The following is a 14,846-nucleotide window of genomic DNA, read 5'->3' on the forward strand; positions in this document are numbered from 1 at the left end:
GCCAGAAGATCGCCCTGTCCGGCAACACCGGCAACTCCAGCGGTCCCCACCTGCACTTCGAGATCCGCACCACCCCGAACTACGGCTCCGCCGTCGACCCGGCGAAGTTCCTGCGCAGCAAGGGTGTGACGCTCTGACCCGCGGGGAGCGGACGGAACAACCGGCACGCCGTCCCCCCGGGCACGCACGGCACGTTCCCGCTGGGCGCGGCCGTCGCCGTGCTGTCGCCGGGGGCCGCCGCCTTCGTCGGGGAGGGCCCGCTGAAGGGCGCGGGCCCGCGCGAGGACCGGCGGGAGGACGCTCCCGCACCGACGTCCGGGACGGTCCGGGCGGCCGGCCCCTCCGGGGCGCCCGCCCGCCCCGGGACCGTGCTCACTGCCTCAGCACCGGATAGCTCCCCGTGTTCGTCGGGGCGTGCTCCGGCAGCCACAGGACGGCGGCGGCGCCCTCGGGCGGCGCGTCGTCCGGGGCCCCCGCCGGGCGTACGTTGCGGAAGGTCAGCCGGGCGCCCAGGACCCGGGCCTGGCCGGCCGCGATGGTCAGGCCCAGGCCGTGACCCCGGCCCGCCCGGTCCGCGCTGCCGGTGCGGAAGCGGCTCGGCCCCTCGGCGAGCAGCTCCTCGGGGAAGCCGGGCCCGTGGTCGCGGACCCGGACGACCCGGCCCTCCACGGTGACCTCGATGGGCGGGGCACCGTGCCGGGCGGCGTTGGCGAGCAGGTTGAACAGCACCCGCTCCAGGCGTCGCGGGTCGGTGGTGACCTCCGACTCGTGCACCACCCGCACGACGACGTCCGGATCCTTCGCCGCGACCCGCCGGGCGACGAACTGGCCGAGCAGGATGTCCTGCAGTTCGGCCCGTTCGGACGCGCTGTCCAGCCGGGCGACCTCCAGGACGTCCTCGACGAGGGTGCGCATCGCCCGGGCCCGGTCCTGCACCAGCTCCGTGGGCCGGCCCGGCGGCAGCAGTTCCGCCGCGGTGAGCAGACCGGTCACCGGGGTGCGCAGCTCGTGGGCGATGTCGGCGGTGACCCGGCGTTCGGCCTCCAGCCGCTGCTTCAGCGCGTCCGCCATGGCGTCCACCGCGCTGGCGAGGTCGTCGGTCTCGTCCCGCACCACCCCGCCGATGGCCTCCCGCACCCGTACGTCCGTCGCGCCGCCCGCGACCCGGTTGGCGGCGGCGGCCGCCTTGCGCAGCCGCCGCGACAGGTGCCCGCCGATGAGCACGCCGAGCGCGGAGCCGCCGAGGACGGTCGCGGTGGAGCCGATCAGCAGGGCCTGGTCGAGGTCCTCCAGGATGTCCGAGCTGCGGTCGGTGAAGCCGGAGTGCAGCGACATCACGTGCCCGTTCTTCAGCGGCACCGCCGCCCAGATGTCCGGCGCGCCGCCCCGGTCGGCCACGTAGGTGGCGCGGCGGCCCTCCTCGACCCTGGCGCGCAGCTCCCGGGGCAGCTGCGGGTCGTCGATCTTGGTGTTGGGGAAGTTCAGCCGTCCGGACAGCTCGTAGTTGCGCTGCGCGATCATGATGCGCTCGTCGGCCAGGTCACGCGCGTTGTCCAGCATCGACACCCGGGCCGCGTTGTGCACGACCAGGCTGAGCGCGACCGCCACCAGCGCGCCGACCAGCGCGATGGCCGCGCTGAGCTTCCACCTCAGTCCGGCCCCGAGGTCGGCCCGCCGCACGAACGCCGTCACGAGGCGCCGGATGTGCCCGCGCATCAGCCCGCTCAGGCCTTCAGCTTGTAGCCGAAGCCCCGGACCGTCTCGATCCGGTCCTGGCCGATCTTGCCGCGCAGCCGCTGCACATGGACGTCGACCACCCGGGTGTCCCCGCCCCAGCCGTACTCCCACACCCGTTCCAGCAGCTTGTCGCGGGAGAGGACGGTGCCCGGCGCCGCGGAGAACTCCAGCAGCAGCCGCATCTCGGTCGGGGTGAGTGCGACCGGCCGCCCGGCCTTGCGCACCTCCATGCCCTCGGTGTCGATCTCCAGCTCGCCGAAGGCCAGGACGGGCCCGCCGTCCCCGTCGTCCTGCCCCGCTCCGGCGCCGCCCGCCCGCTCGAAGCGGCGCACCACCGCGCGGATCCGGGCGACCAGGACGGCGCCGTCGAACGGCTTGGTCACGTAGTCGTCGGCGCCCGCCTCCAGGCCCAGCACGACGTCGATGGCGTCGGCCCGCGCCGACAGCATGATCACCGGCACGGTCGACTCGTCCCGTATCCGCCGGCACAGGCTGACGCCGTCCAGGCCGGGCACCATGACGTCGAGGAGCGCGATGTCCGGCCGGTCGGCGCGGAACGCCTCGAGACCCGACAGTCCGTCGGGCATCGCGGTGACCGCGAAGCCGTCCCGCTCCAGCGTGAGCTGGGTGGCCTCGCGGATGACGTCGTCGTCCTCGACGAACAGGACGTGGGTCTGGTCTGCCATCCCGCTGCTCTCAGTTCTCGTGTGGTTCCGGACCGGACGCGCCCCCGTGCCCGCCCGGCCCCTCGTCCGTGGCCCATCCCAGGGGACGCACCGGCCGCGCGACGGGTTCATCCCCTCATCGTCCGGCGGCCCGCCTGCGGTTCCCGCGGTGAGCCGTGTCTCAGCTTTCGGGGGCCGGTGTCGGCACCGCGCCGGCCACCGGCCCGTACTCGTTGCGGGTGCGGTACTTCTCGCCGAACCGGCCCGAGACCCAGCGGTACGTGATCACGTCCTCGCCGGACGGGCTCGACACCGGGTCGCCGCGGTCGTAGACCTGCTTGGTCACCACCAGGTCCCCGCGGTCGATCTCGGCGTAGACCGGCGGCTCCTCGGCGCTGAACACGTTGACGTAGGAGCCGTCCTGGTGCCGGTAGACGTACGCGCCGATACCGACGGCGTCACCGCAGGTCAGCACGTTGACGACGACGTCGTCGCGGGCCTCGCCGGTGAGGTTGCCGTAGCTGACGTCCACCGGGTACTCGTCGGCGACGCAGGGCTTCAGCTCCCGCTTCACCTGGGCCGAGACGGCCGGGTCCCGCTTGATCAGGCGTACCGCGTCGACCCGGTCGGGGGCCGGCGAGGGCGCGGTCGCGGGCGTGGCCGGGCTCGCCCCGTCGTCCACGCGCGCCGGGCCCTCGTCCCGGGCGCCGGTGCCGCTCGCGCCGCATCCGCTCGCGAGCAGCACGGCGGCGGCGAGCACGGCCGTCGCCGTGCTCGCCGTCCGGGCGGTGGCCCGGGCCCCTCCGGGCCCCGGGCCGGTCAGGCCGCGCAACGCTCCCGCTCCTCACGCTCCAGCGCGCGTGCGTCCAGCTCGCGGGACTCCAGCTCCTCGCGGAGCCGGGCCAGCGCCCGGTGCAGCGTGCTCTTGACCGTTCCGGCCGACATGCCGAGCGCGGCGGCCGTCTCGTCCGTGGACATCTGCTCCCAGTGTCGCAGCACCACGACGCTGCGCTGCTTCGGGGCGAGGACCTTCAGGACGTCCATCAGCAGGGCGCGGTCCGCGTGCTGCTCGGTGGCGTCCTCCACGCGGGACTCGGGGAGCTGCTCCGTGGGCACCTCCTCCAGCTTGCGCGCCCGCCACCACTCCGTCCGCGTGTTGATCATGACGCGGCGCAGGTAGGCGTCGGCCAGCCGCTTGTCCTCGATGGTGTCCCAGCGGCCGTACGTGCGCACCAGCGCGGTCTGCAGCAGGTCCTGCGCCTCGACGGGGTCCGGGACCAGGCGCCGGGCGCTGCGCAGCAGCGCGTCCTGTCGGGTGCGGACGTACTCCTCGAACTCGAGTACCTCGCCCTGCGCCATGGTGTACCGCCTTCCGGTCCCCGCTCCGGCCCGCCCGTGAAGGGCCGGCCGTACCGCTCGTCATCCGTCTCGCCGTGCTCCGGTCGAGCACGTGATCGACGGTACGGAGGCGTTGTCACGGCACTGTCCGGAGCACCCTGCGGGCAGCCCTCGGGTGTCCGGCGGTTGTGTAACGGAGGGACGAACGGGATGAACGGCACGCAGTGGCCGGCCGGCGCGGTCATGGGGCGGTACGCCCGTCACGGGGGTGTGACGGGCGTGAACCGTGTGACGGGGAACGGCCCGGGCTCAGGCCTGCGGCAGCCGGTACAGGCCGCCCGGCATCGGCTCCACCAGGCCGTCGGACACCAGTCCGTCCAGCGCGCGGGCCCGCTGCACCGGCTCGTGCCACACCCGGTCGAGCGCCGCCTGCGGCACCGGTCCGTGCGCCTCCCGCAGCACGGCCAGCAGCCGCCCGCGGACCTGCCGGTCGGTGCCCGCGTACGTCTGCCCGCGGCGCGGCGGACCCTCGTGCGCGGGCTTGCCGGCGAGCCGCCAGGCGCACTGCGCGGCGATCGGGCAGCGGTGACACGCCTCGTTCCTCGCCGTGCACACCAGCGCGCCCAGCTCCATGGAGGCGGCGGCCCACCGGGCGGCCGTGGCCGCGTCCTCCGGCAGCAGCGCGCGGGCCAGCCGGCGCTCGGCGGCGGTGGTGGCGTTCGGCGGGTACTGCGTGCCGCTGACCGCGCGGGCGAACACCCGGCGGACGTTGGTGTCCAGCACCGCGTGCCGCTGCCCGTAGGCGAAGGACGCCACGGCGGCGGCGGTGTACTCGCCGATGCCGGGCAGCGCCAGCAGCTGGGCGTGATCGGACGGGACGTCGCCGCCGTGCCGTTCCGTTATGGCCACGGCGGCTCCGTGCAGCCGCAGGGCGCGGCGCGGGTAGCCGAGCCGGCCCCAGGCGCGGACGGCCTCGCCGGGCGCCTCGGCGGCGAGGTCGGCGGGGCGCGGCCACCGCGCCATCCACTGCTCGTAGACGGGCAGCACCCGGTTGACCGGGGTCTGCTGCAGCATGAACTCACTGACCATCACCCCCCACGCGCCGGCCTCCGGGCGCCGCCACGGAAGGTCCCGGGCGTGCTCGTCGAACCAGTCGATGACGGGGGAGTGCAGCGGCTCACCGGGAGCACGCTCGGACGCGGAATCGGCGGCGGTGCCGTACGGGGGCTTCGTGGGAGCAGTCATGACCCGTCGATCCTGCCACGCCGGGCCCCGTGGACGGCCGAGCGCCACGGTCGAAGCGCTCCCGGAGGGTGACACGGGACCTGACGATCGGCAGGGGCGGACGCCCGGCGGCCGCTTGTAGCGTCGGGCGCATGGACCGTGCCCGTACCGCCGCGGCCGGCGGCCGCTGCCTGCTCTGGTCGGGGCTCGTGCTGCCGGCGCTGGGCGCCGACCGGCTCGGGCTGAACGAGCCGCGCCCCCTCTGGCAGCAGGCGGCCGGGGCGGGCGTGCTCGCCGCCGCCACCGCCCTCGCCCGCCGCCCCCTCGCCGCGTTCGCCCTGACGGCCGTCCTGTGCCTGGCCGACGCCCCCGCGCTGTTCAGCCTCTCCTACGGGCCCGCGCTCGCCGTGTTCGCGCTGCTGCTCGGGCTGCGGGCGGAGCGCACCGCCCCCGCCGCCCGGTGCTTCGCCGCCGTGGGTGTCGCCGGCGCCGTGCGGATCGCGCTCGGCGGGGGCGATCCGGTCCCGCCGTGGCTGGTGATGACCGGCACCCTGCTCTTCGGGTGCGTCCTGCCCTGGCTGGGCGGGCGCTACTGGCGGCAGAGCCGCGAGCTGACCGCCGCGGGCTGGCTGCGGGCGGCCCGGCTGGAGGAGGAGCGGCGGCTCGCCGAGGAGCGGGCGCGGCTGCGCGAGCGGGCGAGGATCGCGCAGGACATGCACGACTCCCTCGGGCACGAGCTGAGCCTGCTCGCGCTGCGGGCGGGCGCCCTCCAGGTCGCGCCCGACCTGCCGGAGCGGCACCGGGCGGCGGCGGCCGACCTGCGCGCGGCGGCCGCGGACGCCACGGACCGGCTGCACCGCATCATCGGCGTGCTGCGGGAGGACGACGACGAGCCGCTGCCGCTCGCCCCGGCCGGGGAGACCGTCGGACAGCTCGTCGCCCGCGCCGCCGGCTCCGGGATGCCGGTGCGCTGTGAGACCGACGGGCGGCCCGTGGAGCCGGGCGGGGTGGCCGAGCGGCTGCTGTACCGGGTGGCGCGGGAGGCGCTGACCAACGCGGCACGTCACGCACCGGGCGCGCCCGTGGTCGTGGAGCTGACCGGCGGCCCCGGAGCGACCGTCACCGTCACCAACGGACCCGCCACGGAACGGAGTCCGGCGCCCTCCGGCGGCGGTACGGGACTGCGCGGGCTGCGCGCGGCCGTCACGGCGGTCGGCGGGACCTTCGAGGCGGGCCCGCACGGCGGCGGGTACCGGGTGCGGGCCCACGTCCCGGCGCGGGCGGACGGGACCGTCGCGCCGTCGCGTGCGCCCTCCGCGCCCTTCACCCGCGCCCGCCGCCGTGTGGCCACCGCGCTGGGCGTCGCCGCGGGCGCGGGCGTCGCCCTGGTCGCGGCGGCGGCCGGCTGGTACGCGTACACCGAGACGCACGCGGTGCTGGAACCCGCCGCCTACGCCGCACTCCGCCCGGGCACGCCGCTCACCGCCCTCGACCTGCCCGGCCGGCAGATCCAGGACCCGCCGGCCGAACGCGCCCCCGCCCCGCCCGAGGACGCCGACTGCCGCTACTACCGCGCGAGCGGCGAGCTGTTCGTCTCCGTCGACCACTACCGGCTCTGCTTCGACGACGCCGGCCGCCTGGTCGCCAAGGACGTCGTCCCGCGCGCGGGCGGCCGACAAGGCTCTGTGCGACAGGAGTTGACCGAATGATCAGAGTCCTGCTGGCCGACGACGAGGCGATGGTGCGGGCCGGGGTGCGGGCCATCCTGGACAGCGGCGGCGAGGCGGAGGTCGTCGCCGAGGCGGGCGACGGGCACGAGGCCGTCGAACTGGCCCGCGCGCACCGTCCCGACGTGGCCCTGCTCGACGTCCGCATGCCCCGGCTGGACGGGCTCGCGGCGGCCGAGGAGGTCGTCCGCACGGTCCCCGGCACGGCCGTCGCCGTGCTCACCACCTTCTCCGAACGCGCTTACGTGGCAAGGGCGTTGGCCGGTGGCGTCACCGGGTTCCTGCTGAAGTCCGGCGATCCGTACGAACTCCTCGCGGGCGTACGGGCGGTGGCGCGCGGCGCGGCCTTCCTGTCGCCCACGGTGGCCCGGTACGTGATCGAAGGGCTCGGCGGGTCCGACGGTGGCGGGCGGCTCGCCCGTGAGGCGGAGGCGCGGGCGCGGGCGGAGGTGCTCAGTCCGCGCGAACGGGAGGTGCTCGGCCTGGTCGGCGCCGGGCTGTCCAACCCGGAGATCGCCGCCCGGCTGCATCTCGTCGAGGGCACGGTGAAGGCGTACGTCAGCGCGGTCCTGGACCGGCTCGGCGTGCGCAATCGCGTACAGGCGGCGATCGTCGCGTACGAGGCGGGACTGGTGGACACGTAGGCGTCCGGCGGGGCGACGGCGTTCAGCGGCGCCGGTGCGTGGCGTACGAGGAGGCGTCGGACCGCGGACCGGGACCGGTGATCCACCGCGCGACCGGTGACGCCGAACCGCGCGCCGCCCCCGTGAGCCGGACGGCGGGCCGCGTGGCCAGGGCGACGACGGCCAGGGAGACGGTGACGCCCAGCAGCAGACCGGCGACCACGTCGTGCGGGTAGTGCACGCCCACGAACACCCGTGAGAACGCGGCGAGAAGAGCCAGCGGAGCCGTCAGCCGGACGAGGGCGCGGCGCACCAGGACCAGCGTGGCGGCCGAGGCGCCGGCGATGGTGGCGTGGTTGCTCGGGAACGACCAGTCGCCGTACGGCGGGCACTGAGCCAGGGAGGGGGCGGCCCCGGTCACCGCGCGGCACGGACGCTCCTCCGCCACCACGGACTTGAGCACTTCGCTGCAGACGTACGCCACAGCCGTGGCCAGGGGTGCGAGGACCGCGATCGCGAACGCGCGGGTGTCGGAGCGCCGTGCCTTCCACCAGCCGACGGCGAACAGCGCGACGAACACGAGGAGTCCGGCCTCCGTCCCGATCTCGGCCGTGTGCCGCAGCCACGCCGGGGCGTCGTGCGCGTGGTCGGTGATGTCGCGGTACAGCCCGCTGTCCACATGGTCCATGGTCACCGAACGTAGGCGAACGGGCGGAACGGTCACACCCGGCGATCGTCGGGTGTCCCGCCTGACGAAAGACAGGGGTGTGCGGCCGGTTACCGGGATGATGATCCGGAAAAGTTGCGTGCTGAACGGCGGGTGGGACAAGCGAACGCTCGTATCTCTCGTACAGTTTGCGCCGTGGGATCTCTGCGCAATCCGGTCGGGCCGCTTCCCTCCTCCATCTACTGGCGACGGAGGGCCGTACTGCTGTCCGTACTCGCCCTGTTGGCGTTGTTGATCACCTGGGTCGTGGTCTCCGCCGGCGGGAACGGCAACGGTTCCGGCAACGGTGCCAACGGCAAGAATCCCGCGCCCTCCATCACTCCGGGACCGTCCGGCTCGGGCCCCGCGATCAGCCAGGCGCCGGGCGGGCGTGACGAGACGGGCGACGGCGGGTCGGAGGGGTCCGGCGGCGGTTCCGGCGACTCCGGGGGTTCGTCCTCCGGTTCCGACGACGCAGGAGGCGACGGCGACCCCGCGGACTCCGCGGGCGCCGGCGGCGCGGGCGGATCGGGCGGATCGGGCAGCGGCGCGGGCGGCGGCTCCGAGGGCGGTACGTCCGCGGGGGTCGGCGCGGGTGACGCGCTGCCGGCCGGATCCGGGTCCGGGCTGCCCAACTGCACCGCGGACGCCGTCCGGTTCAGCCTGCGCAGCGAGCGCAACACGTACGGGCCGGCGGACACGCCCACGTTCCTGCTCACCGCGCGGAACACGTCGGGCGCCGACTGCAAGATCGACCTCGGCCCGGAGCGGACGGTGTTGACCGTCTCCCAGGCCACGGACGACGACACGTTCTGGGCGTCGGACCACTGCCCGAGGGGCGCGCGCAGCCTGGCGTTCCGGGTGCCGGCCGGGGACGGCATCACGTACACCGTGAAGTGGGACCGCAAGCCGAGCGCGGCGGAGTGCGCGACGCCGAAGGGCGGGTCGGCGAAGCCGGGCACGTATCTGGTCGAGGCGAAGGCGCCCGGCTTCGAGAAGGTGCGGACGTCGTTCGTGCTGAAGGCCGACTAGGGTTCTCGAAGGCCGCCCCGGCCTGACGGCCGGTGAGGGCCGGAAGCGCGGTCCCCCGCGCCCCTCAGGGGCGCTCCGGTCAGACGTAGCGTTCGAGGATGCTGCTCTCCGCCAGGCGGGACAGGCCCTCGCGGACGCTGCGGGCGCGGGCCTCGCCCACGCCGTCCACCGTCTGGAGGTCGTCCACGCTCGCCGCGAGCAGCTTCTGCAGTCCGCCGAAGTGCTCCACCAGGCGGTCGATGATCGCGCCGGGCAGCCGCGGCACCTTCGCCAGCAGGCGGAAGCCGCGCGGCGACACCGCCGAGTCCAGGGTCTCCGGGGAACCGGTGTAGCCGAGCGCCCGCGCCACCGTCGACAGCTCCAGCAGCTCGGCGTGGGTGAGCGCGTCCAGCTCGTGCAGCGCCTCGTCGACGGTGCGGGAGCGCTTCGCGGTCGGCGCGGGGACGTAGTCCCGCACGACCAGTTCGCGCTCCGGCTCCACGCCCGCGATCAACTCGTCGAGCTGGAGGGCGAGAAGACGCCCGTCGGTGCCCAGTTCGACCACGTATTCGGCGATTTCGGTGGCGATGCGGCGCACCATCTCCAGCCGCTGCGCGACCGCCGAGACGTCCCGGACCGTCACCAGGTCCTCGATCTCCAGCGCGGACAGCGTGCCCGCGACCTCGTCGAGGCGGAGCTTGTAGCGCTCCAGGGTGGCGAGCGCCTGGTTGGCGCGGGACAGGATCGCCGCCGAGTCCTCCAGGACGCGGCGCTGCCCGTCCACGTAGAGGGCGATCAGCCGCATCGACTGGGAGACGGAGACGACCGGGAAGCCGACCTGCTTGCTCACGCGGTCGGCGGTCCGGTGCCGGGTGCCGGTCTCCTCGGTGGGGATCGTCGGGTCCGGCACCAGCTGGACACCGGCCCGCAGGATCTTGGACAGGTCGGACGAGAGCACGATGCCGCCGTCCAGCTTGCACAGCTCGCGCAGCCGGGTCGCGGTGAACTCCACGTCCAGCACGAAACCGCCGCTGCACAGCGCCTCGACGGTCTTGTCCGAGCCGAGCACGATGAGCCCGCCCGTGTTGCCGCGGAGCACGCGCTCCAAGCCGTCACGCAGGGCGGTACCGGGTGCCACAGCGCTCAGCGAGGCGCGCATCAGGCCATCGGAACCGGCACTCCCACCGGACTTTCCGGGAGCTGCTGCCCGGTCGTTGGCTGCCACTGCACTCCTCCGGTCGCAGGTTCTGGGCGCCCCCGCGCTTCGTACGGACGGGCGAGACCTGGGCAAAGTCTACCGGCGGTCCTCCGGCTCCCGTGGGGCCTCTCGGCGACGGGAGCGGGGAAGGACCCGCAGCGCGTCCCCTATGTTCGCCACTTCCACGACCTTCATCCCCGCCGGGACCTTGCCCGGGTCGCCCGGCACCAGGGCGTGCGTGAAGCCCAGGCGGTGCGCCTCGGCGAGCCTGCGCTGCACGCCCGTGACCCGTCTCACCTCGCCCGCGAGGCCCACTTCGCCGATCGCCACGAGGTTCTTCGGCAGCGGGGTGTCGCTCGCGGCGGACGCCAGGGCGAGCGCGACGGCCAGGTCCGCGGCCGGCTCGGAGAGCTTCACGCCGCCGACGGTCGCGGAGTAGATGTCCCTTTTGCCCAAGGCGCTGATCCGGCCGCGCTGTTCCAGCACCGCCAGCATCATCGAGACGCGGGAGGTCTCCAGGCCGGAGGTGGTGCGGCGGGGGGAGGGGATCTGCGAGTCCACGGTGAGCGCCTGCACCTCGGCGACCAGGGGACGGCGGCCCTCCAGGGTGACGGTCAGGCAGGTGCCGGGGACCGGTTCGTCACGACGGGTCAGGAAAAGTCCGCTCGGGTCCGCAAGGCCCGTGATGCCCTCGTCGTGCAGTTCGAAACAGCCGACCTCGTCCGTCGTGCCGTAGCGGTTCTTCACCCCGCGGACCAGGCGCAGGCGGGCGTGCCGGTCGCCCTCGAAGTGCAGCACGACGTCGACCAGGTGCTCCAGCAGGCGCGGGCCGGCGATGGCGCCGTCCTTGGTGACGTGGCCCACCAGGAGCGTGGACATGCCGCGTTCCTTGGACGCCCGGATCAGCGCCCCGGCCACCTCGCGGACCTGGGCCATGCCGCCGGGGGCGCCGTCGATCTCCGGGGACGCCACCGTCTGCACCGAGTCGAGGATCAGCAGCGACGGCTTCACCGCGTCCAAGTGGCCCAGGACGGCGGCGAGATCCGTCTCGGCGGCGAGGTAGAGATGGTCGTCGATGGCGTGGATGCGGTCGGCCCGCAGCCGGACCTGGCTCGCCGACTCCTCACCCGTGACGTACAGCGTGCGGTGCTCGTCGCTCGCGGACTTGGCGGCGACGTCCAGCAGCAGCGTGGACTTGCCGACGCCCGGCTCGCCCGCGACCAGCACCACGGCACCGGGGACGAGACCGCCGCCGAGCACCCGGTCCAGCTCCGGCACACCCGTGGAGCGGGCGGTGGCCTGCCGTCCGTCGACCTGCCCGATGGGCAGCGCGGACGTGGTGACCCGCCCCGGCGCGGTCGTCCGGACGGCGGGCGCCGCACCGTACTCCTCGACCGTCCCCCAGGCCTGGCACTCGGGACAACGGCCGAGCCACTTGGCCGTCTGCCATCCGCACTCGGTGCAGCGGTAGGACGGACGGTCCTTGGACGTCTTGGTACGGGCAGCCATGCCCAAAAGGTAACCGCCCCCTCTGACAACGCGGGCCGGCCCTGCCCGGCCACGGCACGCGCAGCCCGCCCGCGCGCCGCTGCGCGCGCCGCCGTGCCGAGCCGTGCGTCACACCGCTTCGGCTGTCCCGCCGCCCCCGGCGGTCCCGCCGGCGCCCCGCCGGGCGGTACCGCGGCGGCCGCCTCCCGGGTGCGGCCGGACACGGGCGTCGTGGCCGCTCACGGGCCGGGAAAGGTCCCCGTCCCCGGATTGAGGGATCGTTTCACCCTTACGGATTAAAAGTGCGCACGGCGCCGGAAGGCGCCGCCCCCCGCCCCCTACGGTCGCCGAATGACGAGCAGCGGCCCGGACACCTCGACCCGTACGTCCACCCGTACGACCGGAACCCACCGGACGCACCGGGAAGCGCGCGACCGGGCGGCCGCGCGCACGCTGGCCCGGCCGCCGGCCGCCCGCTACGAGCCGCACCTGGACGGCCTGTTCACCTACTGCCTGTCCGTCCTGTGCGACCACGACGCGGCGACCGCCGCCCTGGCCGACGCGCTCCACCTCGCGGAGCGCCGCGACCGGCACGCCCCGGACGAACTCGGCAGCCTCCGCGCATGGCTGTACGCCCTCGCCCGCTGGGCGTGCCTGCGCAAGCTGGCCGAGGCCAGGCAGAAACGTCAGGCCTCCCACGCCGGCGGCCGCTCCGGCGGGCGGCGTGCCTCCGCGGGGAGCGCCCCCGCCCCGGCCGCCCCCGCCGAGGAGCAGGAGCGGCGCCGCCGCGAACTGGCCGCCCTGGCCTGGCCGGAGGCCGCCGGCACCGGCCCGGAGCAGCGCGAGGCGCTCGAACTCGCCGTCCGCCACCGTCTCGCCGCCCACGAGGTCGCCGCCGTCCTCGGCATGGCCCCGGCCGCGGCGCGCGAACTGCTCGCCACCGCGGTCTGCGAGGTGGAGCGCACCCGCGCGGCCCTCGCCGTCGTGGAGACCGGCGCCTGCCCCGGCGTGGCGCACCTCACCGGCGACCAGGGGATGGTGCTCGGCACGACCCTGCGCCGCGAACTGGTCCGGCACGTCGACGACTGCCCGCGCTGCCGCCGTACCGCCGAGCGGGCCGTCCCGGGCCGGTGGCCCGGCACCGGCGTCACGCCGGACGCCCTGCCGCTCGTGCCCGCGCCCACCGCCGCCCTGCACACCGCCCTCGCCCACCACCCACGCGCGCGCGGCGCCGCGCCCCGCTTCGACCGGCGCGGCTTCCCGATGGACCCCAAGGACCGGGTCGCCCGCCGGGACCGCCTGCGCGTGCGTGCCGTCACCACGACCGTGGTCGCCACGGTCGTCGCCGCGCCCGTGCTCGCGCTGTGGGCCGCCTACCGGGCCACCCCGGTCGGCGAGGGCGCGGACGGCGGCCCGGCCGCCGCCCGCGAGGACCGCGCCGTCGGCCTCGACGGCGGCGCGGGCTACGAGAACGCCGGCAACGCCGAGCCCCGCCCCGGCGCCCGCTTCGACGCGGACGGATCGCCGGACGTGTCGGTGGAGGTCGTCGAGGCCGCGGGCGCCGGAGACAAGGGCGCCGCCGTGCTGGGCGTGACGGCCGCCCACCGCGGCGACACCACCTTGATCACCCTGACCGCGCGGGGCGCAGGACCGGTCCGCTGGTCCGCGTCCACCGGGGCCCCCTGGCTCTACCTGAGCCGTTCGTCGGGCACGCTCGCCCCCGGCGAGTCGGTGACGGTCCGGGTCCACGTCGACCAGCTGCGCGAGCCGTCCGGCCACTGGCGGGCCACGGTGGCGGTCTCCCCGGCGGGCTCGCTGGTGTCCGTCGAGGGGTACGGACCCGCCCGGTCCGCCCCGGTCAGCGGCTCCCCCTCCACCCCGGGCACCCCGGGCGTCCCGCCCCCGTCGCCCTCGCACCCGGACCCCACGCCCACGACGCCGACGCCCTCGGACCCCACCCCGGCGGACCCGCCGTCCTCCGCGGATCCGGACCCGGATCCCTCGACGGCCGACCCGGCCCCGAGCGACCCGTCCCCTTCCGACCCGTCCCCCTCCGACCCCGAGCCCGCGGACCCGAGCGACCCCGCCCCCGCCGGCACGGGCACCCCGGACCCGGGCACGTCCTAGACACGAAGCGGCGCCCGCCCCCCGGCGGGGACGGGCGCCCAGGACCTCGGGAGCGACCCGTCAGGCCGGGTCCGCCGGGTGCGGCGCCACCAACGGCAGCTGCGACGCCAGCCGCTGCTCGCACAGCTCGACCAGCCGGTCGTACCCCGCCTTGCCCATCAGCTCGGTCAGCTCCGCGCGGTAGGAGACGTACACCGGCTCGCCCGCGCCGTGCGCCGAGGTGGCCGAGGTGCACCACCAGTGCAGGTCGTGGCCGCCCGGACCCCAGCCCCGCCGGTCGTACTCACCGATCGACACCTGCAGCACCCGCGTGTCGTCGGGCCGGTCGATCCAGTCGTAGGTACGCCGGATCGGCAGCTGCCAGCAGACGTCCGGCTTGGTCTCCAGCGGCTCGCGGCCCTCCTTGAGGGCGAGGATGTGCAGCGAGCAGCCCATGCCGCCCGGGAAACCCGGACGGTTCTGGAAGATGCACGAGCCCTGGAACGGGCGCGTCTGCCGCTCGCCGTCCTCGTCCTCGGAGATCCACCCGTTGCGGGTGCCCTCCGCGTGGTGCTGCCAGATGTCCGGTGTGAGCCTTGCCACATGCCCGGCGACGCGCTTCTCGTCGTCCTCGTCCGAGAAGTGGGCACCCAGGCTGCAGCACCCGTCGTCCGCGCGGCCCGCCTGGATGCCCTGGCAGCCGCTGCCGAAGATGCAGTTCCACCGAGAGGTGAGCCATGTCAGATCGCAGCGGAAGACCTGCTCGTCGTCCGCCGGATCAGGAAATTCCACCCAGGCACGGGCGAAGTCGAGACCCTGCTCGTCGTCGACAGGCGCCGGCCGCGGCGCCTGCGGGGCCGGCACCCGCGAAGGATCGCCGGCCAGTCCGGCCCGCTTTCCCTTCCTGGCCTTTTTTTCCGTCTTCTCGTCCTTCGCCTTTTTCGTCTTTGGCACCTGTCCAGGGTAAGTCGCCGGAGCCCGGCCCCGGCACCGGCCCGGCCGTCGGGAACCGGGCAACGCGGC

General features: G+C 75.3%; 14 protein-coding genes. 5 read left to right on the forward strand and 9 right to left on the reverse strand.

Translation table 11 applies throughout. The annotated features are described in order from the left end of the window. A partial coding sequence (locus ACIQ8B_RS32285) for a M23 family metallopeptidase (protein WP_403551836.1) occupies positions 1-137 on the forward strand: 137 nt, incomplete at its 5' end. 235 nt (positions 138-372) lie between these two features. Here ACIQ8B_RS32285 and cseC read toward each other — a convergent pair. The 5 genes from cseC to ACIQ8B_RS32310 form a co-directional block, all read right to left on the reverse strand. Next, positions 373-1,716 carry a two-component system sensor histidine kinase CseC gene (gene cseC / locus ACIQ8B_RS32290; protein WP_403551800.1) on the reverse strand — a complete coding sequence of 448 codons (1,344 nt, stop codon included), beginning with the start codon at positions 1,714-1,716 and terminating at the stop codon, positions 373-375. An 8-nt stretch (positions 1,717-1,724) separates the two neighbouring features. Then, the gene (cseB, locus tag ACIQ8B_RS32295; RefSeq protein WP_290005450.1) at positions 1,725-2,423 is read right to left on the reverse strand and encodes a two-component system response regulator CseB; all 699 of its coding nucleotides are present in this window, start codon (positions 2,421-2,423) and stop codon (positions 1,725-1,727) included. A gap of 160 nt (positions 2,424-2,583) precedes the next feature. Continuing rightward, on the reverse strand, positions 2,584-3,234 hold the full coding sequence (locus tag ACIQ8B_RS32300) for a hypothetical protein (protein WP_403551803.1): 651 nt from the start codon (positions 3,232-3,234) through the stop codon (positions 2,584-2,586). Continuing rightward, entirely contained in the window at positions 3,222-3,761 is a 540-nt protein-coding gene (locus ACIQ8B_RS32305) for a SigE family RNA polymerase sigma factor (protein WP_290005455.1), read from the reverse strand. Before ACIQ8B_RS32305 ends, ACIQ8B_RS32300 begins: the two co-directional genes overlap by 13 nt. A gap of 288 nt (positions 3,762-4,049) precedes the next feature. Then, positions 4,050-4,985: an A/G-specific adenine glycosylase gene (locus ACIQ8B_RS32310; protein WP_290005457.1), complete on the reverse strand. Its 936-nt coding sequence runs from the start codon at positions 4,983-4,985 to the stop codon at positions 4,050-4,052. Between the two features lie 131 nt (positions 4,986-5,116). Here ACIQ8B_RS32310 and ACIQ8B_RS32315 point away from each other — a divergent pair, with 131 nt between their 5' ends. Both ACIQ8B_RS32315 and ACIQ8B_RS32320 read left to right on the forward strand, forming a co-directional pair. Then, on the forward strand, positions 5,117-6,673 hold the full coding sequence (locus ACIQ8B_RS32315) for a sensor histidine kinase (protein ID WP_403551807.1): 1,557 nt from the start codon (positions 5,117-5,119) through the stop codon (positions 6,671-6,673). Then, positions 6,670-7,335, forward strand: coding sequence for a response regulator (locus ACIQ8B_RS32320; RefSeq protein WP_403551810.1), 666 nt, complete (start codon positions 6,670-6,672; stop codon positions 7,333-7,335). Before ACIQ8B_RS32315 ends, ACIQ8B_RS32320 begins: the two co-directional genes overlap by 4 nt. 22 nt (positions 7,336-7,357) lie before the next feature. Here the strand turns inward: ACIQ8B_RS32320 and ACIQ8B_RS32325 are convergent, their stop codons facing one another. Then, complete coding sequence (locus tag ACIQ8B_RS32325; protein WP_403551812.1) at positions 7,358-8,002, reverse strand: phosphatase PAP2 family protein; 645 nt, start codon at positions 8,000-8,002, stop codon at positions 7,358-7,360. A 174-nt stretch (positions 8,003-8,176) separates the two neighbouring features. Here ACIQ8B_RS32325 and ACIQ8B_RS32330 point away from each other — a divergent pair, with 174 nt between their 5' ends. Next, the gene (locus tag ACIQ8B_RS32330; RefSeq protein ID WP_403551814.1) at positions 8,177-9,052 is read left to right on the forward strand and encodes a hypothetical protein; all 876 of its coding nucleotides are present in this window, start codon (positions 8,177-8,179) and stop codon (positions 9,050-9,052) included. 79 nt (positions 9,053-9,131) lie between these two features. On the opposite strand, the gene disA is transcribed toward ACIQ8B_RS32330, so the two are convergent. Beyond that, the gene (disA, locus tag ACIQ8B_RS32335; protein ID WP_106413096.1) at positions 9,132-10,256 is read right to left on the reverse strand and encodes a DNA integrity scanning diadenylate cyclase DisA; all 1,125 of its coding nucleotides are present in this window, start codon (positions 10,254-10,256) and stop codon (positions 9,132-9,134) included. A 69-nt stretch (positions 10,257-10,325) separates the two neighbouring features. Then, a complete protein-coding gene (gene radA / locus ACIQ8B_RS32340) occupies positions 10,326-11,738 on the reverse strand; it encodes a DNA repair protein RadA (protein WP_290005466.1) in 1,413 nt (470 codons plus the stop codon). 330 nt (positions 11,739-12,068) lie between these two features. Here radA and ACIQ8B_RS32345 point away from each other — a divergent pair, with 330 nt between their 5' ends. Next, positions 12,069-13,844 (forward strand): hypothetical protein, encoded by a 1,776-nt coding sequence (locus ACIQ8B_RS32345; protein WP_403551818.1) that lies wholly within the window; start codon positions 12,069-12,071, stop codon positions 13,842-13,844. A gap of 60 nt (positions 13,845-13,904) precedes the next feature. On the opposite strand, the gene ACIQ8B_RS32350 is transcribed toward ACIQ8B_RS32345, so the two are convergent. Beyond that, positions 13,905-14,777: a hypothetical protein gene (locus tag ACIQ8B_RS32350; RefSeq protein WP_403551820.1), complete on the reverse strand. Its 873-nt coding sequence runs from the start codon at positions 14,775-14,777 to the stop codon at positions 13,905-13,907. Positions 14,778-14,846 lie beyond the last annotated feature (69 nt).

It is taken from the genome of Streptomyces sp. NPDC096105 (genome assembly GCF_044763335.1).
Lineage (GTDB): Bacteria > Actinomycetota > Actinomycetes > Streptomycetales > Streptomycetaceae > Streptomyces.